The organism is Pseudoalteromonas sp. JSTW (genome assembly GCF_013423925.1).
GTDB classification, from domain to species: Bacteria; Pseudomonadota; Gammaproteobacteria; order Enterobacterales; family Alteromonadaceae; genus Pseudoalteromonas; species Pseudoalteromonas lipolytica.
Window position 1 is genome coordinate 3,279,789 of record NZ_CP058972.1, and the last position, 24,645, is coordinate 3,304,433.

At 42.9% G+C, this 24,645-nt stretch carries 19 protein-coding genes and 1 tRNA gene; 2 read left to right on the top strand and 18 right to left on the bottom strand.

Features of this window, described 5'->3' with window-relative positions:
• Window positions 1-76 precede the first annotated feature (76 nt).
• Both GZH31_RS14750 and GZH31_RS14755 read right to left on the bottom strand, forming a co-directional pair.
• Window positions 77-856 carry a YdiY family protein gene (locus GZH31_RS14750; RefSeq protein ID WP_036973284.1) on the bottom strand — a complete coding sequence of 260 codons (780 nt, stop codon included), beginning with the start codon at window positions 854-856 and terminating at the stop codon, window positions 77-79.
• Between the two features lie 35 nt (window positions 857-891).
• Window positions 892-1,710 (bottom strand): mechanosensitive ion channel family protein, encoded by an 819-nt coding sequence (locus GZH31_RS14755; protein WP_036973285.1) that lies wholly within the window; start codon window positions 1,708-1,710, stop codon window positions 892-894.
• 277 nt (window positions 1,711-1,987) lie between these two features.
• Between GZH31_RS14755 and GZH31_RS14760 the strand changes: the two genes are divergently transcribed.
• Window positions 1,988-2,063: transfer RNA gene (locus tag GZH31_RS14760), tRNA-His, on the top strand.
• Window positions 2,064-3,841: 1,778 nt separating this feature from the next.
• Here GZH31_RS14760 and nagP read toward each other — a convergent pair.
• The 11 genes from nagP to trmJ form a co-directional block, all read right to left on the bottom strand.
• Window positions 3,842-5,125, bottom strand: a complete 1,284-nt coding sequence (gene nagP / locus GZH31_RS14765) for an N-acetylglucosamine MFS transporter NagP (RefSeq protein WP_374027187.1) — start codon at window positions 5,123-5,125, stop codon at window positions 3,842-3,844.
• Between the two features lie 215 nt (window positions 5,126-5,340).
• On the bottom strand, window positions 5,341-7,986 hold the full coding sequence (locus GZH31_RS14770; RefSeq protein ID WP_075593904.1) for a family 20 glycosylhydrolase: 2,646 nt from the start codon (window positions 7,984-7,986) through the stop codon (window positions 5,341-5,343).
• Window positions 7,987-9,378: 1,392 nt separating this feature from the next.
• Window positions 9,379-10,806 carry an NAD-dependent succinate-semialdehyde dehydrogenase gene (locus GZH31_RS14775; RefSeq protein WP_036973287.1) on the bottom strand — a complete coding sequence of 476 codons (1,428 nt, stop codon included), beginning with the start codon at window positions 10,804-10,806 and terminating at the stop codon, window positions 9,379-9,381.
• Between the two features lie 142 nt (window positions 10,807-10,948).
• Window positions 10,949-11,287, bottom strand: coding sequence for an ISC system 2Fe-2S type ferredoxin (gene fdx, locus GZH31_RS14780; protein ID WP_036973288.1), 339 nt, complete (start codon window positions 11,285-11,287; stop codon window positions 10,949-10,951).
• A gap of 11 nt (window positions 11,288-11,298) precedes the next feature.
• Window positions 11,299-13,161, bottom strand: a complete 1,863-nt coding sequence (gene hscA / locus GZH31_RS14785; RefSeq protein WP_180311189.1) for a Fe-S protein assembly chaperone HscA — start codon at window positions 13,159-13,161, stop codon at window positions 11,299-11,301.
• Between the two features lie 46 nt (window positions 13,162-13,207).
• Window positions 13,208-13,735 (bottom strand): co-chaperone HscB, encoded by a 528-nt coding sequence (gene hscB, locus GZH31_RS14790; protein ID WP_075593902.1) that lies wholly within the window; start codon window positions 13,733-13,735, stop codon window positions 13,208-13,210.
• A 78-nt stretch (window positions 13,736-13,813) separates the two neighbouring features.
• The gene (iscA, locus tag GZH31_RS14795; RefSeq protein WP_036973291.1) at window positions 13,814-14,137 is read right to left on the bottom strand and encodes an iron-sulfur cluster assembly protein IscA; all 324 of its coding nucleotides are present in this window, start codon (window positions 14,135-14,137) and stop codon (window positions 13,814-13,816) included.
• An 11-nt stretch (window positions 14,138-14,148) separates the two neighbouring features.
• Window positions 14,149-14,532 carry a Fe-S cluster assembly scaffold IscU gene (gene iscU, locus GZH31_RS14800; protein ID WP_036973292.1) on the bottom strand — a complete coding sequence of 128 codons (384 nt, stop codon included), beginning with the start codon at window positions 14,530-14,532 and terminating at the stop codon, window positions 14,149-14,151.
• Between the two features lie 40 nt (window positions 14,533-14,572).
• Entirely contained in the window at window positions 14,573-15,790 is a 1,218-nt protein-coding gene (locus GZH31_RS14805) for an IscS subfamily cysteine desulfurase (RefSeq protein ID WP_036973293.1), read from the bottom strand.
• Between the two features lie 22 nt (window positions 15,791-15,812).
• Window positions 15,813-16,304, bottom strand: a complete 492-nt coding sequence (gene iscR, locus GZH31_RS14810) for a Fe-S cluster assembly transcriptional regulator IscR (protein ID WP_036973294.1) — start codon at window positions 16,302-16,304, stop codon at window positions 15,813-15,815.
• Window positions 16,305-16,496: 192 nt separating this feature from the next.
• Complete coding sequence (trmJ, locus tag GZH31_RS14815) at window positions 16,497-17,219, bottom strand: tRNA (cytosine(32)/uridine(32)-2'-O)-methyltransferase TrmJ (protein WP_074989227.1); 723 nt, start codon at window positions 17,217-17,219, stop codon at window positions 16,497-16,499.
• A gap of 346 nt (window positions 17,220-17,565) precedes the next feature.
• Here trmJ and suhB point away from each other — a divergent pair, with 346 nt between their 5' ends.
• Window positions 17,566-18,369 carry an inositol-1-monophosphatase gene (gene suhB / locus GZH31_RS14820; RefSeq protein WP_036973296.1) on the top strand — a complete coding sequence of 268 codons (804 nt, stop codon included), beginning with the start codon at window positions 17,566-17,568 and terminating at the stop codon, window positions 18,367-18,369.
• A gap of 43 nt (window positions 18,370-18,412) precedes the next feature.
• On the opposite strand, the gene GZH31_RS14825 is transcribed toward suhB, so the two are convergent.
• The 5 genes from GZH31_RS14825 to secD all read right to left on the bottom strand — a co-directional run bounded on the left by GZH31_RS14825 (window position 18,413) and on the right by secD (window position 24,623).
• On the bottom strand, window positions 18,413-19,243 hold the full coding sequence (locus GZH31_RS14825) for an ABC transporter substrate-binding protein (protein WP_074989226.1): 831 nt from the start codon (window positions 19,241-19,243) through the stop codon (window positions 18,413-18,415).
• A gap of 83 nt (window positions 19,244-19,326) precedes the next feature.
• Complete coding sequence (locus GZH31_RS14830; RefSeq protein ID WP_036973298.1) at window positions 19,327-21,117, bottom strand: bifunctional diguanylate cyclase/phosphodiesterase; 1,791 nt, start codon at window positions 21,115-21,117, stop codon at window positions 19,327-19,329.
• Between the two features lie 60 nt (window positions 21,118-21,177).
• Window positions 21,178-21,750 (bottom strand): hypothetical protein, encoded by a 573-nt coding sequence (locus tag GZH31_RS14835; RefSeq protein WP_141687265.1) that lies wholly within the window; start codon window positions 21,748-21,750, stop codon window positions 21,178-21,180.
• Between the two features lie 57 nt (window positions 21,751-21,807).
• Window positions 21,808-22,755, bottom strand: a complete 948-nt coding sequence (gene secF, locus GZH31_RS14840; RefSeq protein ID WP_036973300.1) for a protein translocase subunit SecF — start codon at window positions 22,753-22,755, stop codon at window positions 21,808-21,810.
• Between the two features lie 8 nt (window positions 22,756-22,763).
• Window positions 22,764-24,623 carry a protein translocase subunit SecD gene (secD, locus tag GZH31_RS14845; protein WP_036973301.1) on the bottom strand — a complete coding sequence of 620 codons (1,860 nt, stop codon included), beginning with the start codon at window positions 24,621-24,623 and terminating at the stop codon, window positions 22,764-22,766.
• Window positions 24,624-24,645: the final 22 nt, after the last annotated feature.

Genomic DNA, 24,645 nt, shown 5'->3' on the forward strand with positions numbered 1-24,645 from the left:
CCTGAAATGACAAAAAATAAAAAAGGGACTTTCGTCCCTTTCTGTCATAAAAACATCAATATTCCGGTTTATTTAGTTAAAAACTGTAAACCAACGTTAATGACGTTTCAGTATCTGTATTTTCTTTGTCGTCAGCTACATCAGAGTTGTGAGTAATGTTGTACGCCACTTTCATTTGCAGTGAACCATTAATTTTGGCAAGAATGGCTGATTCAGAACGTGTTTTGGTGTTGGTATCACCGTATTCCACAGAAACGAGCTGAGTGAAACGCGCACTGTCTGAAATTTGCCAATTGTAGTCAAGTTTACCTAACGCAATTACTTCACCTTCGCGTTCACCCGCAAGTGAGTTACCGTTTTCGTCAACTTCTGTGCTTGTGTCTGGGTATTGGAAGTATTTATAACCTGGACCCACTTCTGCATTTAACCACATATCAGAACGGTCGATTAATCGTAAACCATAACCCGCTGAAACTACAGTCTCATTACGGTAAGCACCAAAGTAATCAGATACGTGCGAACCGTAAATGAATAGGTGTGAGTGTTTTTCGTTTAGCTTGTAGTTACCTTGTGCAGAAAAAGAGTACTTTTCGTTAGTACGCTGTGTTTCTTTAACACCGGCATCATTTTCGATCTCGTCTTCTTTATAAAGACCATCAAGCTTATATTCGTTATTCCAGCTCTCAAGGTTATGTAATACCTTTATGCCACCTTTTAGAGTGGTTGTTTCTGTATTACCGCTGGTTATGATGGCACCTAACTCACTCGTAACGTCCCACGTTTTCGTTTCATCGGCTGCGAATGCGCTAGTTGCAGCAGATGCTGCAACTAGAATTGATAAAGCTTTTAATTTCATTAAAAAATAACCTTTACTACTTTTAATTAGACAATTTAGTCTTCTTTGTGCAAATGAACGTCCATTTGCGGGAATGGAATAGTGATGTTTGCATCATCAAGTGCAATCTTAATGTTTTCCATTAAGTCGAAATATGTTGGCCAATAGTCAGCAGAGTTAACCCATGGACGAACCACAAAGTTTACGCTTGAATCGGCAAGTTCAGATACAGCTACTGTGTATGCAGGATCTTTTAATAAACGCGTTTCTTTGTCTAGTACTGACTTAAGCACTGCTTTTGCTTCTTTAAGATCAGCGTCGTAACCAACACCAATTACTAAGTCGATACGACGTGTAGACTCACGTGAATAGTTAACAATTGCATCGCCCATGATTTTTGAGTTAGGCATTACAATTACTTTGTTGTCTGGTGTGCGCATTTCTGTAGAGAAAATTTCAATTTTCTTAACCGTACCCGCTTTACCGCCAGCTTCAACATAGTCACCTGATTTGAACGGACGAAGTAAAATAATTAATACGCCAGAAGCAAAGTTAGATAATGAACCCTGAAGTGCTAAACCAACAGCTAAGCCCGCAGCACCTAAGATAGCAATGAATGATGTTGTCTCGATACCTAGTTGAGATAGAGCCATTAAGATTGTTGCAGCAAAAACGATTGCATAAACAATGCTCGCTACAAATGAACCTACCGCTTTATCTACTTTTTTCTTATCAAATGCTTTTTCAGTTAACCCTTCGCAGAATTTGGCGATGCGGCTACCAATAAAGAAGATAATTAGCGCCAGAACAGCCTGAACGGCGTAATGTATTATTAAATCTGAATTCTCATTGATCCAGTTCATTATTGTATCCATGTTCTCTCCTGAAGTTCATTTTTAGCGTAACGCTGTTGAAATTATATATGATCTTTGGTTAAAAAATCATTAAATAACATGCAGATTAATCAATGAGTGATTGCTTAATTGCAAAAGCGAGAGTCTAGTCCCCGAAACTGAACGCCAGCTGACCAGCGTTAAGTTTCTGAAATTTCTTACTCTTTCAACTTTTTTATCTTTTTTTATATTTAGGGGTTCACAAGCCCACGTTAATTATGTAATATGCGCGCCACACCAAACATGGTGTATCTCAGTGGCGGCTGTAGCTCAGTTGGTAGAGCCCCGGATTGTGATTCCGGTTGTCGTGGGTTCAAGCCCCATCAGTCGCCCCACTCCCCCCCTTTTGTATTTCTTTTGTTGTTCCTTTATAGATTTGTTCTTAGCTTAGTTACCCTAGCATTATTTTATTTCAATTTTTAGCCTTTGTTTTTAACTCTCTGTTTTTATTCAGCACATCTTATACATTTCACCTTGCTTATTTTTAACCATAAAGCTATTTAAAAAGTTGCTGCGCAAACGCGCCATGCAAGCATAACGCCTACGGTTTAATGTAGGCGTGAAATTTATTTCGCGCGAAGAGGTTGTGAGCGACGAGGTACGAGAAGCGAGATGCGAGCTAGTACAGCTAAATCGAGATAGTTGTTTAAGGCCAGTTAAAAGGTTTGCTTTTTCGGCGTTAAAACGCCTCCTACGTGTGTCGTGTGCATTTTTTGTAGGAAGGGCTTTAGCCGTGAAATGGTTTTAAGCTACGAAGTACGAGCAGCGAGGTGCGAGCTAAATCGAGGTGGGTGTTTAATGTTGCTGAACAGGTTTGCTTTTCGGCGTTAAAACGCCTCCTACGTGTGTCGTATGTATCTTTTGTAGGAAGGGCTTTAGCCGCGAAAGGGTTTTAAGCTACGAGGTACGAGATGCGGGGTGCGAGCTAAACCGAGATGGTTGTTTAAGGCTAGTTAAAAGGTTTGCTTTTCGGCATTAAAACGCCCCCCACGAGTGTCATGTGCATTTTTTGTAGGAAGGGCTTTAGCCGTGAAATGGTTTTAAGCTACGAAGTACGCGAAGCGAGATGCGAGCTAAATCGAGGTGGGTGTTTAATGTTGCTGAACAGGTTTGCTTTTCGGCGTTAAAACGCCTCCTACGTGGGTCGTGTGCATCTTTTGTAGGAAGGGCTTTAGTCGTGAAAGGGTTTTAAGCTACGAAGTACGAGCAGCGAGGTGCGAGCTAAATCGAGGTGGTTGTTTAATGTCGCTGAATAGGTTTGCTTTTTCGGCGTTAAAACGCCTCCCACGAGTGTCGTGTGCATCTTTTGTAGGAAGGGCTTTAGCCGTGAAAGGGTTATAAGTAACGAGCATCGAAAAGCGAGATACGAGCTAGCACAGCTAAACCGAGATGGTTGTTTAATGTTGCTGAACAGGTTTGCCTTTTCGGCGTTAAAACGCCTCCTACGTGTGTCGTGTGCATTTTTTGTAGGAAGGGCTATAGTCGTGAAAGGGTTTTAAGCTACGAAGTACGAGCAGCGAGGTGCGAGCTAAATCGAGGTGGGTGTTTAATGTTGCTGAACAGGTTTGCTTTTCGGCGTTAAAACGCCTCCTACGTGTGTCGTGTGCATCTTTTGTAGGAAGGGCTTTAGCCGTGAAAGGGTTTTAAGCTACGAAGTACGAGCAGCGAGGTGCGAGCTAAATCGAGGTGGGTGTTTAATGTTGCTGAACAGGTTTGCTTTTAGGCATTAAAACGCCTCCTACGTGTGTCGTGTGCATCTTTTGTAGGAGGGGCTTTAGCCGCGAAAGGGTTTTAAGCTACGAAGTACGAGCAGCGAGGTGCGAGCTAAATCGAGGTGGGTGTTTAATGTTGCTGAACAGGTTTGCTTTTCAGCGTTAAAACGCCCCCCACGAGTGTCGTGTACATCTTTTGTAGGCGTGACTTTAGCCGTGAATTTTATAAAGAGACGTTGCTGCGCAAACGCGCCATGTAAACATAACGCCTACGGTTTAAATAAGACAAAAAAATGCCACCTTTCGGTGGCATTACACACGGGATTATTTCTATTTACTAGAAATGCTTTACATCAAGTGCAAGGCCGACGATTTACTCGTCTTTACCTCACGCTTTTTAATTACTTCCAACTTTTCATTTTATGCCCTTTTACAGCATAGAAAAGTATGAATAAATAACAAGGCAACATCACAATATAAGCCATTTGTTGCGCCTCGGCACTTTTAACGCCGCCACTTGCAAGGCCCCAAAATAACGGACCAAATGCACCGCCGGCAATACCCATAACAAGCAAGCCCGATCCCACACTGGTAAGCTTACCTAAGCCCGAAAGCGCTAGCGGCCAAACTGCTGGCCAAACAATTGCATTGGCAAAGCCTAGCACAGCAATCAGCAATAAGGTATCAGGAAGTACCGATTTTAGGCCAAACAATGTAGAAATAACGACCGACTCATTACTGCCTGTTACTATCGCAAGCGTTAACACACAGCCTAACAGCGCTGAAATAGTCAGTGCTGCCTGCTGAGACAACACACGTGGAATCAATAAGATACCTAAAAAGTAACCAAGTACCATACAACCCATGGTGTACGATGTCATCACGCTGTATTGCTCAACACCCAGTGACAGAGCAAAGCTACCAATGGTGTCACCAGCTATTACCTCGACAGCCACATACACAAACAACGCTACAATCCCTAACGCAAGGCTCGGATGTGCCAATGCTTTTTTAACTTGCCCAGGCTGCTGTTCATCAGCATCATCAATTAGTTCAGGTAACGGCATTTTGGTCACTGCGAAGCCAAGTATACCAATAAAAAGTGCCATCCCTAAATACGGTAATATTAAGCCATTGGCCATGGCATCGATGTCAGCTTGGCTGAGCTCTTTACCTACAAACCCTTTAAAATCACTCAGTATGAGTGCGGTAAACACAATCGGGGCTACAACCCCTGCACCTTTATTTAAAATACCCATAACACTTACGCGGGCTGCGGCTGATTCCTCGGGACCAATTCTTACCACATACGGGTTCACCGCTGTTTGTAGTAATGTTTGACCCGCGCCCATAACGAGTTGCGCAAATAAAAACAGTGCAAACACTTGTGTTTTTGCAGCAGGAATAAATAACAATCCTGCAACCATCATGGTTGCCATGCCAAGGGCCATACCATTTTTGTAACCCACTTTACGAATAATCATCGCTGATGGAATCGCGGTGAATGTTACCGCGATATAAAACGAGAAAATAATCAACGACGCCTGAAACGGCGAAAGCTGCAAAACTTGCTGCAGGAAAGGCATTAAAGAGCCATTTAACCAAGTAGCAAAGCCTAAGATAAAAAACAGCGTGGCAACGATAGCCATAGGTATTAGGCTGCTTTGTTTATTCGTTTCTGACATGGTAATTCCCATTCATAGCATTGACTCAATTTATCAACGCTATTTGTTCAAGATGATTATAAATACGTTTGATGAAATATTTATAACACTAACGCAACAAAAATGACAGCGCTGCCATTAAACTGACATCAAATTGTAGTCATAATACGATGCCTTTCGTTAAAAGCAAGATAATAAAAAAGGGCCAAAGGCCCTTTTAGTTTGCTTGTAATCTATTAATTTACATAGGTTATTCGGCTTGTTTGCTGCGAATTTAAACGGCTACGCAAGGCTACATTCGCATCATTTTCAACACTGATCGGATCAGCATAAAGCTGCCAATTTTTTCCATTATCTAGGCTGTATTCAATGCTTAAATAGTTAAACGCTGTGTTGGCTTTTAACGTACCATTTTCAATAACAGCTCCCGGCACAGGTAAATGCAAATTGATACCATCTTGGGCCAGCTTTTCGAGCTCTTTTAAACCCACAGCGCTTGAGAATTCAGCCCAGTCTTTCGCTTGCTTTTTGGTATCGACATTTTCACCTTCCCACTCAGCTTTGTGCCACGCACGTTCTGCAACTGACAAAATACGCGGAAAAATCATCGCTAACACCTGATCTTCAGTGCGGATAGTTTCAGACCACACCTGACCTTGCATACCCAGAATATTTTCAGGTTTCTCAAGCTTAGGTAACGGGCGACCAACCAAGGCTTCTAAATTAACAATTGGCTCGCGAGTACGGGTATAGTCTGCGTTCGCGTATACATCGTCTGGCATGTAGTTAAAGGTTTTTTTAGTATCGGTGTAACGGGTTGCCCAATAATAACCACGCTCTTCTGGGCTGGCTTCATAGGGATGATCGAAATATAAGTGCGTACCATGTGATAACACCACTTGGTAGCCGGCATTTGCTAACCGATATGCTCTGTCTGCAACGCCCCACTCCCAAATATTATCCCATGTATTAACCGTAAAGGTTTTATTTGGGAATTCATCACGTTTAAATGAATTCTCACGGTCATACATGATGCCGTCTTCCCAAATTCCCGGGGAAATACCGCGCTTTTCTAATAGTGTCGCGACGCGTTGCGTGAAATATGGTTTAAGATCAGCGGGGCCCGACACGCCATTACTCGGCTCGGCGAATAACGCCTGACAAACAGGTGAGCCAATCCATGAACCAGCCCCCACTTCATCACCACCAATGTGTAGGTTTTTCAGCTGTACGCCTGCTTCGCGGTACATTTGTTGTAATTCATACGTTACTTTATCTAAAAATGCATAGGTTGAATCCATACAGACATTCATCGAATTATCTTTGTAATTTTGTACCGTCATATACACTGAGGTGTCTTTCGGATCGGTCAGTAGATACTGTGTTGCAGGACCCATATCCACTTGTTGTATTTCTTGCTTGGCCGAGCCAGTTTTTATATTGTTTTTAGCTGCTTTTTCGGCTTGTTCGAGCATATTATGATAACGTGCCTCCATCGCTTTTATTGAAGCACGCGCATGCCCGGGTCCCTCTACTTCAGGGATGATCTGAATATGGCGATCTTTTGCGTATTTTAACAGTTCAACAAATTCTTCGCGTTTTAAGTAACCATTACCCGAACCTGTTTTAAATGGTCCCGTACCTAGCTGCGTTAATAAACAGGTGCGCTCTTCTAAATCAAAACAACGGTATCCACCTACCTCGGTAAGCTCCGGTAGGCCAGGTATTTCGAGTCGCCAGCCTTCATCTTCAGAAAAATGCCAATGTAGCTTATTCATTTTATAGCGCGCCATTTGCTCAACGAGCTTAAACATGGCTTCTTTACCGTGAAAGTTACGGCCATTATCGTAATGCATACCACGCCAGCCATAGCGAGGTGAGTCTTCTAATTCAAGCTGAGGTAAGCTTGCTGAGCCTTGGGTTGCTGCTGGCATCAAATTAAGCACACTTTGCATCGCATAAAACACACCTGCATTATCACTGCCGACGATGTTAATGACTTCATCATCAATTTCGAGGGTGTAGCTTTCAGCTTTACCGGCATTCAGTGCAGGGTCGACTTTAAGACGAATAAGTTTCTCTTTACCAAGGTTAATATGGTCAGGCTGCGCTTTAAGGCTAATACCATAGTCATCTTGTAAGTCTTGCATAAACACCATTACTTCGTGCTTGAGCTGACCTTGATAACTAATTTGCCAATCATTATTGATGGTTGTTGTACCCCGGTTAAAGTCAACTTTGCGTGGTTTTGGAATAATGCGTTTTAGTGCTTCTTCTTTACTTACAGCAACGTTATCGGCATTGTTTCTTTCAAAGCGTACTTTAGGCGTTGCAAGCACAGATAAATCTTTCGGCTCGTTATAGCGGTATAATTGGTTATCGCGCGTAAACGGCATTACAAATTGTTTAAAGTCTTCGGTATCTGTATTTGCAAATACCGCTGGCTTATTTTTTCCTGAAACAAAAAATGCACGCGGCATAAAATCGCTGTAAGCAACAACCCATACTTGTGCATCAAAAGGCAGTTCTAGGCTTTCACCCGCTGCTAACCCTTTAAAGCTGCTCGTTGGTACTATACGGTGTAAGTCACCATTAACATGTTCAATATTTAAGCCTGCGACATGTTCGGTCGAAATTTTACGAACAGAGTGAATATAAAGCTGCCAATCACTTTCACCCGCAGGCAAAGCCACGTCAGAGCGATTATTAAGCGTAATTTGACCTAAGAAACCCGCGTCTTTATTACGGAAATTATCTTCTACCGAAAATAGTAATTCAGTGTCTTTAGCAAAGTGATTAACCTGTGATTGCGTCAGTGTCGCATGTGCGACTACAGGTGATGCTACCAGTATCGCGGCGAGTATTGACCTCTTAAAATCCATTACTTTCTCCTCGTTTAAGCCCTGAGTTTACGGTATTTATTCCGTAATATTTGTCATTTTTGTTTATTATTCATACCTATCATATAAAAACTAAAATGACAGCGCTATCATTTTATTAAAAATAAGCGGGTAGCTTCATCGTAGGAAGCGTTTTAACGCTAATTTTATTAAATAGATGTTGCTGCGCAAACGCGCCATGCAAGCATAACGCCTACGGTTTGTTGTAGGCGTGAAATTTATTTCGCGCGAAGAGGTTATAAGCGACGAGGTGCGAGATACGAGTTGCGAGGTGCGAGCTAAATCGAGATGGCTGTTTAATGCCAGTTAATAGGTTTGCTTTTCGGCGTTAAAACGCCTCCTAAGTGTATCGTGTGTATCTTTTGTAGGAGTGGCTTTAGCCGTGAAAGGGTTATAAGCTTCGAGAAGCGAGGTGCGAGATGCGAGATGCGAGCTAATACAGCTAAATCGAGAAGGTTGTTTAATACCACTGAACAGGTTTGCTTTTTCGGCGTTAAAACGCCTCCTACGTGTGTGATGTGCATCTTTTGTAGGAGGGGCTTTAGCCGTGGTTTTATAAAAGAGATGTTGCTGCGCAAACACGCCATGCAAGCATAACGCCTACGGTTTGTTGTAGGCGTTAAATTTATTTCGCGCGAAGAGGTTTAAGTTACGAGGTGCGAGGTGCGAGCTAAATCGAGATGGCTGTTTAATGCCAGTTAATAGGTTTGCTTTTCGGCGTTAAAACGCCTCCTACGTGTATCGTGTGCATCTTTTGTATGAGTGGCTTTAGCCGTGAAAGGGTTATAAGCAACGAGCATCGAAAAGCGAGATACGAGCTAGTACAGCTAAATCGAGATGGTTGTTTAATGCCGCTGAAAAGGTTTGCTTTTCGGCGTTAAAACGCCTCCTACGTGTATCGTGTGTATCTTTTGTAGGAGTGGCTTTAGCCGTGAAAGGGTTATAAGCAACGAGTTACGAAAAGCGAGATGCGAGATGCGAGCTAATACAGTTATACTGAGAAGGTTGTTTAATGCCAGTTAATAGGTTTGCTTTTCGGCGTTAAAACGCCTCCTACGTGTGTGATGTATGTCACTTGTAGGAGTGGCTTTAGCCGCGAAAGAGTTATAGCAACGAGCATCGAAAAACGAGATACGAGCTAATACAGTTATACTGAGAAGGCTGTTTAATGCCACCGAAAAGGTTTGCTTTTCGGCGTTAAAACGCCTCCTACGTGTGTGATGTGCATCTTTTGTATGAGTGGCTTTTTGTAGGAGTGGCTTTAGCCGCGAATTTTAAAAGAGATGTTGCTGCTTAAATGAGCCATGCAAGCATAACGCCTACGGTTTGTTGTAGGCGTTAAATTTATTTCGCGCGCAGAGGTTAAAGCGGCTTTTAAATCTTCATACAAAGATACTTCTCTTCTAGATACTCATCTAAGCCTTGATGACCACCTTCACGACCCAGGCCCGACTGTTTCACACCACCAAATGGGGCAACTGGGTTTGAGATAAGCCCTTCGTTGATGCCTATCATGCCGTATTCAAGTGCTTCACTTACGCGATAAATTTGCTTGATGTTGTCACTGTAAAAATAAGCAGCTAAGCCATAAGGCACATCATTGGCAAGTTTCAGTACTTCTTGTTCGTTATCAAAGGCAATAATGCTGATTACAGGACCAAACACTTCATCATGGTAAATATCCATCTCTGGGGTGACATCAGTCAAAATGAGTGGCGCTTGAAAACTGCCCTCAAGCTCCTTATTATCGCCAATTAAAGAAGCCCCTTTGTTCACCGCATCTTCGACTAAGCTTTGTACTTTCTCTTTTGCTTTTGGGTAAATTAATGGGCCAATATCCACCCCTTCATCAAGACCATTGCCTACCTTTAACTCTGCTACTTTGTCAGTGAGTTTTTCAAGTACGGTTTCAAGCACTGAGCGCTCTACAAAAATACGGTTTGCGGCGACACAGGTTTGCCCTGCGTTTCTAAACTTCGCGCCCATGAGCCCTGTAACGGCGTCATCTAAATTGGCATTTTCAAAAATAATAAAGGGAGCATTACCACCGAGCTCCATCGATGTGTTCTTAATTGTAGAAGCACACTGAGCGAGTAATTGCTTACCGACTCCAGTTGAACCTGTGAAAGTAAATTTACGTACGCGCTCAGACTCTGTCATGATTTCGCCGACCATTTTTGCGTTTTCAGATACCACCACATTTAAGGCACCTTTCACGAAACCGGCTTTATCAGCGAGATATGCAAGTGCAATTGCACACAACGGCGTATGCTCAGAAGGTTTAATAACAAAGCTACAGCCTGCCGCATATGCGGGGGCAACTTTACGCGTGATCATGGCAATCGGGAAATTCCACGGTGTAATACCTGCCACCACACCCACGGGCTGCTTTATTGTTGATAAACGATGCTGACTATCCGTCGCAGGAATACTATCGCCGTAACTGCGTTTGGCTTCTTCGCTAAACCATTTAATAAACCCGGCGCCGTACTCCACTTCACCCAATGCTTCTTTTAAAGGTTTACCTTGCTCTTTGGTCATTAACTCAGCAAGTTGTTGTTTATGCTCAATGACTAAGTCGTACCAACGTCGCAACGTTTCACTGCGCTCAGTCGCCGTTGTTTGCTTTAGTTTGCTAAAGGCTTCGTCGGCACTTTTTATAGCCAGTTCAACCCCGGCTTTATCAATATTAGAGACATGGGTAATCGCCTCTGCGGTTGCGGGATTATCGACACTAAAACGCTGGCTTGTAGAATAAAAGTCACCGTCGATAAATGAATCAGAAAAAACCAAATCAGACATAGAACCTCCAAGTTAAAGACACTAGAAATCAGAAATCTGACGACTATCATCTGAAATCTACTATCTGACAGCTAAAAAACAAAAAACCGCTGTAGAGACCAAGCAACTACAGCGGTTTTTAGGTATTCAAAGCCGTTAAGAATTAATGCTCTTCATTAACGATATTGAGATTATACTTTGGAATTTCAACCACAAGATCTTCATCTTTAATGATTGCTTGGCAACCAAGACGAGACTCTGGCTCAAGTCCCCATGCTTTATCTAACATGTCGTCTTCTAGCTCATCACTTTCGTCTAGAGAGTCAAACCCTTCGCGAATAATTAAATGACATGTCGTACACGCGCATGATTTTTCACAGGCATGTGGGATGCTAATGCCATTTTTAAGCGCAACATCTAATACAGTTTCGCCTGCAGGTGCTTCAATTGCTGCGCCTTCTGGGCATAACTCTTCGTGTGGAAGAAAAATAATTTGTGGCATACCTTACCTCGTTAAACTTCGTCTACTGACTGCCCTTGCAGCGCTTTTTTAATTGATGCGTCCATTCTACGCGCAGCAAACTCGCTACTTGCATTATCTACAGCTTCAATCGCTGCTTTAATTTCTGCCGGTGTTGTGGCACTTTCGCGTACCGCAATAAGTTTAGCAATTTCTGCTTTTAACGCACTTAATTCTTGTTCATCAAGCAATTGGCTATCGGTTGCGAGTGAAGCTTCAAGTGCTTCAACAACACGTAATGCTTCAACTTGCTGCTCTTTGAGCATTCGCGCTTCCATGTCGTCTTTGGCATTTGTCATCGACTCTTTCAGCATATTAGCAACTTGATCATCCGATAAGCCAAATGAAGGTTTTACCTGTATTTCAGCTTGCACACCGGTTGATTTTTCCATTGCTGATACGCTCAATAGACCATCGGCATCAACTTTAAAAGTAACACGAATATGCGCAGCACCTGCCGCCATAGCCGGAATGCCCTTTAAGCTAAATTTAGCCAGCGATCGACAATCATCTACTAATTCACGCTCGCCTTGCAGCACGTGTAATGACATCGCCGTTTGACCATCTTTAAAGGTGGTGAACTCTTGTGCACGTGCCACTGGGATTGTGGTGTTACGTGGAATGATTTTCTCGACCAAACCGCCCATGGTTTCAAGACCAAGCGAAAGTGGTAATACATCGAGCAATAACATGTCTGAATCAGGCTTATTACCCACTAACAAATCTGCTTGCAGTGCAGCACCAAGGGCCACAACACGATCGGGGTCAATTGAGGTCAGTGGTTCTTTATCAAAAAATGCCGCAACTTGAGAGCGTACAATCGGCATGCGGGTAGACCCACCCACCATAACAACTTGCAGTACTTCTTGGTTTTCGATGCCGGCATCTTTTACCGCACGTCGGCACGAACGAAGCGTTTTCTTTACAAGTCCTAGCGCCAATTCATCAAAGGTTTCGCGCGTTACTTCAACTGTGTAGCTTTGGCCATCAAACTCTAAACCAACGTTCACTGTTTGGTATTGGCTTAATGCTTCTTTACAGGCTTTTGCTTTATTGATGAATAAACGTAAAACCGATGCCGATAACTCGTTAACACCCGTTTGCTGCTTAAAGTAGTCAACCAGTAATGAGTCGAAATCGTCACCACCTAGGCTCGAATCACCGCCTGTCGCCATGACTTCGAATACCCCTTGATGCAGGCGTAAAATAGAGATATCGAAAGTACCGCCGCCCAAGTCATAAACGGCAATAATGCCTTCTTGACCTGAGTCTAGGCCATAGGCTACTGCCGCCGCTGTTGGCTCGTTGAGTAAGCGTAAAACATTAATACCCGCAAGTTCAGCTGCGTCTTTAGTGCTTTGACGCTGTGCATCATCAAAGTACGCTGGCACAGTGATCACGGCGCCCATAATATCTTGGCCGGCAAAGCTTTCTTCAGCACGTTGTTTTAAGGTTTTTAATATTTCACTTGATGCCGACACCGGGCTGATTGCGCCAGCAACAGTGCTAATGGCAAGTGAGCCATTATGTTCACAAAACTGATACGGTAATTGACCGTAACTTTGCTCAATTTCGGTTTGTGTTTTGCCTAAGAAGCGCTTCACTGAAATGAGTGTATTTGCTGGGTCTTGTGTAGCCGCTGCAGCCGCTTGTTCACCCACTAATATGCTGTCTGCTTGGTACTGAACAACCGACGGCAGCATTGCATTACCTGCAAGGTCTGTTAGTGTGCGAGCTTCGCCACTTTGGACAGTCGCAACAAGTGAATTTGTTGTACCTAGGTCAATACCCACTGCCAATTTGTGCTCATGTGGTGCCGCGCTTTGCCCCGGCTCAGCAATTTGCAATAATGCCATAATGCTCTTTTAAACTCTTAAATAGCTGTTAAGTTACAACTAACGATTAATCATCAAATAAACTGTCTTCAATTCGCTCAAGTTCTTCGCGTAGCTTATAAACAAACTTTAACTTACGAATATTATCCGCCGCTGCCTGCCATTGCTGTTCATCATTGCTTGCTAGCTGATCAGCCAGTTCGTTGCTGTATTGCGTGTCTAACTGTTTAATTTGCGTTTCAAACTGGGCAATTGCTGCATCAGGATCTGCGGCATTTTCAAGCTCTTCAAGCTCTTCTCGAAGCTCCATTTGCTGCATTAAGAATAGCGGATCTTGTAATGTTTGTTGTTCAGCACGAATATCAACGCCCAACTCACTAAGCATGTATTCAGCACGCTTTACCGGGTGTTTTAACGTTTGTAATGCATCATTGATTTCAGCCGCGTTTTGCACAGCAAGTAGTTTGTCGCGGCTACTAGCACTGGCATGACGATCTGGATGAACTGCACGTTGCAGCTCGAGGTAGTGTTTATTAATAGTCGCTAAATCAATGTTATAGTCTACTGGAATCGCAAATAACTCAAAGTAACGCATTACATAATCCAACTCGGTAAACAGAAAAAGAACAAAGCCCTACACAGGTAGGGCTTCAAGCAAGGAAAACGTGCTAGCTTAAACGGTAAAGCTTTCGCCGCAACCACACTCATCGGCCTGATTCGGGTTATTAAACTTAAACCCTTCGTTCAAACCTTCTTTAGTGTAATCAAGTTCAGTGCCGTCTATGTACACTAAGCTTTTTGCATCAACGATTACTTTCACACCGCGACATTCAAAAACTTCGTCGCCATCTGCTAACTCATCAACAAATTCAAGAACATAAGCAAGACCTGAACAGCCCGTCGTTTTAATGCCTACGCGAAGGCCAATGCCTTTACCGCGATTTGCTAAAAATGATTCTACGCGGTTTGCTGCCGCATCTGTCAATGTCACTGCCATGAATTTATCTCTTACTTCGCTTGTTTGCTTTTGTAATCAGCAATCGCTGCTTGAATCGCGTCTTCTGCTAAAATTGAACAGTGAATTTTCACTGGTGGTAATTCAAGCTCTGCACTGATATCAGTGTTTTTGATTGTTGAAGCTTCGTCTAATGTTTTACCTTTCACCCACTCTGTTACAAGTGAAGAAGAGGCGATTGCGCTACCACAACCATATGTTTTAAATTTTGCATCTTCAATAACACCTTCTGGTGATACTTTAATTTGCAATTTCATTACGTCACCACACGCAGGTGCACCCACCATACCTGTTGCAACAGATGGATCATTTTTGTCTAAAGAACCCACGTTACGTGGATTTTCAACATGATCGATTACTTTATCACTATAAGCCATAATACTATCCTCACTACCTGCTAGCGGCGGCGATCACTGATTAGTGATGCGCCCACTCAACTGAATCTAAATCAATACCTTCTTGATGCATTTCCCATAAAGGAGACATCTCACGTAAACGGCCAATCGAGTTTTTGATTAGTTCGACGGTATAATCAATCTCTTCTTCAGTCGTAAAGCGGCCAATGCTGAAACGAATTGAGCTGTGTGCTAATTCGTCGTTACGGCCTAACGCACGTAGTACATAAGAAGGCTCTAAGCTTGCTGAGGTACAGGCTGAACCTGATGAAACAGCAATGTCTTTAACAGCCATTAATAACGACTCACCTTCAACAAAGTTGAAGCTGATGTTTACAATACCCGGAACTGACTGACTTGGTTCACCATTAAAGTAAACTTCGTCCATATCAGCCATAATGCCATCAACCAAACGCTTACGAAGTGCGCTGATATGTGCATGGTCTTTTTCGAAATCTTCTTTTGCGATTCTAAATGCCGCACCCATACCCACTAATTGGTGAGTAGCCAGTGTGCCTGAACGCATACCACGCTCATGACCACCACCGTGCATTTGTGCTTCTAAACGAGCACGTGGCTTACGACGAACATACAATGCGCCAACACCTTTCGGGCCATAGACTTTGTGGCCAGAGAACGACATAAAATCAACTTTTAACTGTTGCACGTCGATAAGTACTTTACCTGCACTTTGTGCCGCATCAACGTGGAACATAATTTTGCGCTCACGGCACATTTCGCCGATGGTCGCGATATCTTGGATAACACCTAGCTCGTTGTTAACGTGCATGACACTAACAAGTACCGTGTCATCACGCATAGCGGCTTCAAGCTTTTTAAGGTCAAGTAAACCGTTTTCTTCAACGTCCATATAGGTTACTTCAAAACCTTGACGCTCTAATTCACGACATGTATCAAGCACTGCTTTGTGCTCTGTTTTAACCGTGATTACATGCTTGCCTTTCTTTTTATAGAACTGTGCAGCACCTTTAATGGCGAGGTTATTTGATTCTGTAGCACCTGAAGTGAAAACAATTTCACGTGGATCAGCGTTAATCAGATCAGCAATGTCTGTACGCGCTTGATCAACCGCTTCTTCTGCTTGCCAACCAAAACGGTGTGAGCGTGATGCAGGATTACCAAAATTACCGTCCATAGTCAGGCATTGCATCATTTCTTTTGCCACACGTTCATCAACAGGCGTGGTTGCTGCGTAATCTAAATAAATCGGTAACTTCATTTCTCTCTCCGCTTTCGTCAAGCTACAGTTGACAGCTTACTTGAATGTTTTCCAGTTGCTTAATTGCAGTGTTGATGCTGTTATCTTGGCGCGATGCGACTTCTTTCACATCTGATTTTTCTACCAATTCAGCAAGGGTAATACTATTTAAAAAATCTTCGATACGCGCGCTTAAATCTGACCACAATGTATGAGTCAAACAGCGCATGCCACTTTGGCAGCCACCCGTTGCACCATGGCAGCGAGTTGCATCAACAGACTCATCAACGGCATTGATAACATCGCCAACAGAAATTTCATTCGCGCCACGTCCTAATAAATATCCACCACCTGGGCCACGCACAGAAGTCACAAGGCCATTTTTACGTAAACGGGCGAATAATTGTTCGAGGTAAGACAACGAAATTTCTTGTCGCTCAGAAATATCGGCAAGGGGCACTGCACCCACATTTGTATGGAGTGCAACATCCAACATGGCGGTTACTGCGTATCTGCCTTTTGATGTTAACTTCATGGAGCCCCCGATGTTACTGCACGCTAAGGTGTGCAAATTTTAATTACCAGACCAAAATAGTCAAGTATTATCACGTGATAAAAATTGATACTTGCCATTGATAAAACCGAATACCCGACTAAATTGGTCAAGTACTATGTCTATTGTAATTACCTGAGTAATTTAGTCAAGTATTATGCTTATAACCTGTGATTATTTTATAGACTTATTAATTGAAGTCAGAATGCCGCGTAAGATATTCATTTCGGCTTCTTCTGGGCGCGCACGATTAAACAAACGACGTAATTTAGTCATCACCATACCTGGGTGCTGTTTGATGATAAACCCGGTGTCGTTTAATGTTTGCTCTAAATGCTCATAGAACAACTCAGTTTGTTTTGCGTTAGGGTAAGTAACGTCGTCTTGTTCTTGCTGTTTTGGCTGGGTGTTTAAATACGCCATACGTGTTTCATAGCACAGGGTTTGTACTGCCATAGCAAGGTTTAATGAGCTGTATTCTGGGTTCGCAGGAATGCACACATGATAGTTACACTGTTGTAACTCTTCATTGGTTAAACCGCTATTTTCACGACCAAACACGAGTGCAACCGGGCCATTCGCCGCTTCTGCCACTAATTTTTCACCACATTCACGTGGCTCAACCATCGGCCAAGACAAGGTGCGCGAACGAGCACTGGTGCCAATCGTTAAACTACAATCAGCAATCGCATCAGCAAGGGTATCAACAACCACGGCTTTGCCTAAAACATCGGTTGCACCTGCAGCAAGCGCACTGGCATGACTATCAATTTCACATGCAGGGTCAACAAGATAAAGGTTTGATAAGCCCATCGTTTTCATAGCACGTGCTGCTGAGCCAATATTACCAGAATGAGATGTGTTAACTAATACGATACGAATATCATCAAGTGTCATTGCGTTGTTACTTACTGAATGTCAAAAATTGCGCGAATTCTACCATGAAAGCTATTCTGGAGGCTATACAGATCACGCGATCAATCAGTATTGATCACAGATCATGGGCGGTGCTAGGGGTTTTTCTTTTACTAGTACATCCTTATTTTTAGTATCAGATTTATGTATGAAACGCCCCGTATAATTTTTAGCTTTTAAAAATAGTCAGATAGAAATTTAATTTAAAATCAGTTCAGTACAAAAAACAACCAAAAGTATTTCCGCTTTGTTGTTTACTTTGCAGTAAAAACCGCTAGAATACGCCGGCTTAAATATATTCGTTCTTTTACAACCCAAAGGTAATGCTATGCATCCAATGTTAAACATTGCGGTTCGCGCTGCGCGTAACGCAGGCAAAATTTTACTTCGCGCAAGTGAAGACTTATCAAAAGTTGATGTACAACAAAAAGGCACTAACGATTTAGTGACTAACATCGATAAAGAAGCTGAAGCCGCAATCCGTGACACTATTTTAAGATCTTACCCTGATCACTGTATCGTTGGTGAAGAACTAGGTGAGCACAAAGGCAAAGATGCAGATTACCAATGGATTGTTGACCCACTTGATGGCACAACAAACTTCATCAAGGGTATCCCTCATTACGCAGTATCAATCGCACTTAAAGTAAAAGGTCGTTTAGACCAAGCTGTTATCTATGATCCAATTCGTGGTGAATTATTCACAGCGTCTCGCGGTCAAGGCGCACAGCTTAACAGCAAGCGTTTACGTGTATCAAAAACTAACGAGTTAGCAGGTTCTATTCTTGCTACAGGTTTCCCGTTTAAACAAAAGCATCACTTAGACGCATACTCTGAGGCATTCAAAGCTTTATTTATTCACACGGCTGATATTCGTCGTGCAGGTTCTGCTGCTCTTGATATGGCGTATGTTGCAGCTGGCCGTGTTGATGGCTTTTTCGAAATTGGCCTTAAGCCTTGGGATACAGCCGCTGGTGAGCTTTTAGTTAAAGAAGCGGGCGGTATGGTTGTTGATTTCGCAGGCGGTATTAACTACAACCAAAGCGGCAACATTATCTGTGGCGCGCCAAAATTAACACAAGCAATCATTCGTGAAATTCGTCCAGTATTAACTGAGTCACTACTTCGCTAATGACCCATTAATTCTAACGCGTGATTAGCATGACAAAAAGGAGCTACGGCTCCTTTTTTTGTGGCTGAAAATAGTCATTCTCCAACTTTATTTCTATGGCACTCTTTTCTGTAAACGGCAGACCGGCTAAGTCTTCAGCAAAGTAACTGTTGAACAGCTGATCAAACTCACCTGAGCTTTTCATCGCGTTTAAGCCTATTAATAATACCTCGGCTAGCTCTGGCTTGTTATTGCTAACAAAAAAATAAAAAGCGCTCGGGTAGCTAATATAGACATTGGGCACAATCGCCAGTTGCTCACTATTTATTTGCTTAAGCTCTGAAGTCACCTCGATAAATGAACGCGGGAAGTAATCAACCCGGCCACTTATAACTAAGTTAAACATTGCTTGATAATTCGCCAGTGGCCGAACCGCTAAGCCATTTTGCGCCAATATTTTTGTATCAGGCCAGTCATGACCTTGTATAGCGGTAAACGCCATTAAGTCTTGTTTAGTTTTTACCTCTTTAAACCGCGGTAAAAATTCACGTTTTGTAAGCAGTGCGCGTTTACCGATAAACCCTTTAAATAAAGGGACTGGAACAGCAATCGCTAGATGCTCTCGCTCTGGGCTGGTCATACTCCAATAGACATCGGCTTGGTTTTCGTCGAGCATGAGTAATGTGCGCTGTTGATGAGGGTGCACCAGTACTTCGTTTATAACGGTGGGATACTTTGCGGCACGAAACGCTGCAGCTAACAGCGCGTGTAAATAATGATCGCGCTGATACAAGGGACGTTGCTCTATGGCTAAGTTCACCACATTTTTGGCATCAATAGGCAGGCTGCATCCTAGGCTTAGCACAACAAGGATTGCACTACATAGTCGCTTCATTATTATTATTCTTAACGTGTTTTTTTTAACCTACACTGGCTTAGAGTGAGACACAAGTGAAATTGGCCGAACTCAAATTTTCTTCATAACCCGATTTGCAGGGTGTCATCGCTGGCGACACTTAGCCTCACCACTGCCGGGGCCGGACAACGACGCTTACAAACAAATAAGTGACTCGTTTTAAAGCGTTTGGCCTCTTTTTTCGCATCGGTTGCGAGTGCTGCAACTTGGTGGCTATTAATGCATTGCTCAAGGTCAGGTTTAACGAGACCAATCGACAGCGTTAGCAAAGGTACAAACTGTTTTTTACCTTCGCGGTTACTCGCCCAATACCCACCTTGCGAGATGTGTTCTGGGGTAAAAAAGGCGCGTGATTTTTCTTCAAATTCTGAAATGATCGCATGGCACCTATGCTCTGCATCGTCTTTATCGAATACCACCATAAAATCATCGCCACCAATGTGACCAACAAAGCCTTTGCTTTTGCTACAAACATCAACGATCACTTCAGCTAATAATTTGATCACACTGTCGCCACTGGCGTATCCATATAAATCATTAAATTGCTTAAAGTGATTTAAATCGACATACGCTAACGAAAACGCATAACTGTTGCGCAGCCTTAATTCGATAGCTTCATTTATTGCCACATTACCGGGTAGCATGGTCAATGGATTTGCGTGTTGAGCGTGGCGTATTTTTTCTTCGGTGATGTGTTTGAGAATATTACGCAAAGGTGCCAATCCTAAGTAGTCGCCGTTGCGTGTTATGACGATATGGCGGCGAATATCGAATTCAAATTCGGTGATTTGTTGACTAACCGTATCAAGCAATTCGTTTTCATCAACCACTAGCGGTTGCTTATCCATTAGTGCGGTAACAGGCTGCTTATCATAAAGCGCGTGACCATAAGGAGCTGCAAACACCTCGGTAAGTTGATCCCTGTGTAATAAGCCTACGGGACTATTTTGCTCAAGGACAGCAAGACTGGTGAGTGTTTTATCTTGCTCAAAAATACTGTGCGCATCTTTACAACGGGTATTCGCCTCAATACTGGCATGCTCAACAGCAAGCCAACCGATAGCCATTGATTGTTCAAAGCTGCTGCTGTTGTCTGATGATTCAAGGTGTTTTAAGCAATGCAGATTAATTTGGTAGCTGGGCTGTAAACTCGGTCTTTCTAATAAAAAGCCCTGTGCATGCTGCACTCCTAAACTTTCGAGTAAACGTAACTCTTCTACGCGCTCGATACCTTCGGCAATCACTTGGGTATTCGTGGCTTTAGCCAATACAATGATTGATTTTAGAAACTCTTTTTTCACCACACTTTGGTCACAGTGATCAATAAAGTAGCGGTCAATCTTTACAAACTCAGGGCATAACTCAGACCACTGCTTTAACCCCGAATAACCCGCCCCTAAATCATCAATGGCAATTGAAAAGCCTAATTGACGATAATGCGCGATGGTCTTTAACAGTAAACATCCGTCGTCTACTTTTTCTTGTTCAGTTACTTCAATGACAACGCGATTAGCCGCCAGCCCAAAATGTTCAACTAGGTGTAATGTTTCGCCTTTAGGATGACATGGGTCGAGCAGTGTTTTAGGGCTGACATTTAAGAACAACTTACCTTGCAGGTTGAGCTTAACAAAGTTTTCAATGGCTTTACTGCGACACAAAAGCTCAAGTTCTGAAATTTTATTGCAGGCAATTGCAGCAGAAAATAAAGCGCTGGGCATCTCAAGTTCAGAGCTTTTTGGCCCTCGACTTAAAGCCTCGTAACCCAAAATATGTTGATTAGAAACATCAAAGATGGGCTGAAACAGCGTTTTAATGTCACTGTTTTCTAATATTCGCTGTAGTTGTGCACTCACCTTTCACCTAGTTTCTGTCATACAAATAGATGACTAAATTAGCAATCTAGTATGACAATTTTATGGCAAGCGCTGCGCTTCATTCACCTCTTGTTCATTTATTCCCACTAATTCCAATTGCTTAATGCGCGCTAAGCTATCGATCATTTTTAGTTCAGCCTGTTCAATATCAACATGATTCATTTGTTGTTGTGTCGTCATCGCCAAAACGGCTAACGGATTAAGTAACAGCTGTTGTATGTGATAACAGTTAGGCCCTGTAAAATCGGGTAACTCAGGTTGTAAATTAAGGGGCTCATTGTCACTAGAGATTGCTGTAAGCGGTGTGCTTTCAACATATTCAGTAATAGCGTCTAATGTCTGCTTACACTCTGGAAACACCTGATTAAACGCTAAAAATAATCCCTGTGATGAATGAACCAACGACAACAGCATGGATTTAACTTGCTGCGTATCTGACTGCCCTTGCAGTGCTGTCACAACCTGCCACGCCAAACTTTGGTACTCACCTAATTGTTGTTCTGGCGTTATTGTGGGTGGCTTTGGTGCTGACTCAGCTTGCTTGGCAACCTGTTGCTCTTTGCAACCGAGCAGTAAAAAAATAATAAATACATTACTTATTAGATACTTCATAATTTCTTCCATAAAAAAACCGCCCAAACAGGGCGGTTCTTTTTTAAGCATGGCTTATTAAGGCATAGGATCGAGATCCGCACCTTCTTTTTCGATTACTTCTGGAATTAAGTCTTCTTTACTTACACCCATTGCAATCGCCACTGCTGATGCAACATACACAGATGAGTAAGTACCGATAAACACACCAAATAGTAATGCTGTCGCAAAGCCGTGAATAGTTTGACCACCCCATACAAACAACGCAATCAATACTAAAATTGTGGTGATTGATGTTACAAGGGTACGATTCAATGTTTGCGTAAGTGAAATATCAATGATTTCTATGGTGTCATCGATACGCACTTTACGGAAGTTTTCACGAATACGGTCAGATACAACGATGGTATCGTTGAGTGAGTAACCTATCACCGCCAAAATCGCTGCTAAAATCGTTAAGTCAAACTCAAGATCCAGTATTGAGAATAAACCTAATGTGATAATAACATCGTGTAATAGTGCTGATACCGCGCCAACCGCAAAACGCCATTCAAAGCGAAATGCCACGTAGATCAAGATACAAATAAGTGCAGTTAACATGGCCAAGCCACCCTGCTCTTTTAAATCTTCACCTACACTTGGGCCCACAAACTCAATACGGCGCATTTCAACACTTGAATCAGTTTGTTTTAAGGCATCAATGATTTGGTTACCAATGACTTCTGCTTTCACGCCATCACCTTGCGGTGCAAGGCGCACAAGAATTTCTTTACTTGAGCCAAATAGCTGAACAGAGAAATCTTCAAAGCCACTTGCCGTAATTGCTTCACGTACTTTTTTCAGATCTGCAGGTTGTGCAAAGCCAACTTCAACCGCTGTACCACCGGTAAAGTCTAAACCGAAGTTTAAGCCTTTTGTAAAAAACGATACGAAAGAAGCCAAAATCAACAACGTTGATAATGTCATGGCAAACTTGCGGAACTTCATAAACGGGAGTGTTTTACCACCGAGTTTTAAGATTTGCATGCTGACTCCTAAATCGACAACTTATCAATACGCTTACCGCCAATAAACAAGTTGATTACCGCACGGGTACCAACAATGGCTGTAAACATAGAGGTGATAATACCAATCGCAAGTGTCACGGCGAAACCAGCAATTGGACCCGTGCCCACTGCAAACAGAATCACTGCTGCGATTAACGTGGTGATATTTGCATCAAAAATTGTGCTAAATGCGCTGTCGTAACCGAAATGAACGGCTTGTTGCGGACTACGGCCGTCGGCAAGCTCTTCGCGGATACGCTCAAATATAAGCACGTTTGCATCAACGGCCATACCCACGGTCAGTACGATACCTGCAATACCCGGTAAGGTTAATGCCGCACCTGGAATTAATGACATAACACCCACGATTAATACTAAGTTCGCACCAAGGGCAATATTTGCCACCATGCCAAACCCTTTGTAATAAACCAGCATAAATACAAGCACAAATGCAAAGCCTAGTACCACTGCCGTCATACCTGCTTCGATATTTTCTTGACCTAAGCTTGGGCCTACCGTGCGCTCTTCTACAATTTGAATAGGAGCAACAAGTGCACCTGCACGTAGTAATAAGCTCAGATTATGGGCTTCAGCAGGGTTATCAATACCCGTGATTCGGAACGAACGGTCAAGACGTGCTTGAATTGTCGCCACGTTAATCACTTCTTCTACCTTAATTGGAGGAAGTGCTTTACCGTTTTCATCTGTTTTACCCGATGGCTTGTACTCAATGAATACAGTTGCCATACGCTTACCAATCGCGCGCTTAGTGAACGCATTCATTTTTGCGCCACCTTTGCTATCAAGGCTAATGCTTACTTGCGGACGTTGATACTCATCCATTCCTGATTGCGCACCAGTGATGTGGCTACCTTCAAGAATAATGCGTTTTTTTAGTACCACAGGGTAACCGTCACGCGCCATGATCACTTCGGTGCCTGGTGGTACACGCCCTTGTAAGGCTGCACTTGGGTCAGCATCTTCGTCTACTTCACGGAACTCAAGCGTTGCCGTAGCCCCTAAAATTTCTTTGGCACGGGCGGTGTCTTGTACACCAGGAAGCTGTACGATGATACGCTCAGCACCTTGACGCTGAACGTTTGGCTCAGCAACACCGATTTGGTTGATACGGTTACGGATAATCGTTTCGTTTTGCTTGATAGCGTAATCACGAATTTCTTTAAGCTTTTGTTCGCTCATACTGGCGTAAAAAGCGTTATCACTGCTGCTATCATCAATGTACACATTGAGCGGGTAACGGGTTGATAAAAAGCGCTCTGCTGCGTCTTTATCTTCTTCGTTACGCATTTCAACACGTAAACGCTCGCTGCCAGCTACACGACGAATCGTGCGGTAACGCAGCTTTTCTTCACGTAAATCACTTTTAAAATCTTGTTCCATTTGCTCAAGCTGTGTATCAACCGCCGTCGCCATGTCGATTTCCATAGTAAAGTGAACACCACCACTTAAATCCAGACCCAGCTTCATCGGGTTACCACCCAATGCTTTTAACCACTCAGGTTGTGCTGGAGCCATGTTGATGGCAGAGATGTAATCTTCACTAAGGGAATCACGCAGTAGGTCTTGCGCTTTAAGTTGATCTTCAACATTCTTAAAACGTACAAGGATTTGTCCGTCTTCAAGTTTGCTTGATTTAACAGTAACGTTATGTTCTTTGAGGGTCGCATTTACTTTATCGAGTACGCTTAGGTCAGCATCAGTACCTTTAGTGCCCGATACTTGTATGGCCGGGTCACGACCATACAAGTTAGGAGAGGCATATAAAATACCAACGACTAACACAACAAGAACAAGTAAATACTTCCATAATGGAAACTTGTTTAACACGTGTGAGTCCTTATTTTTATTG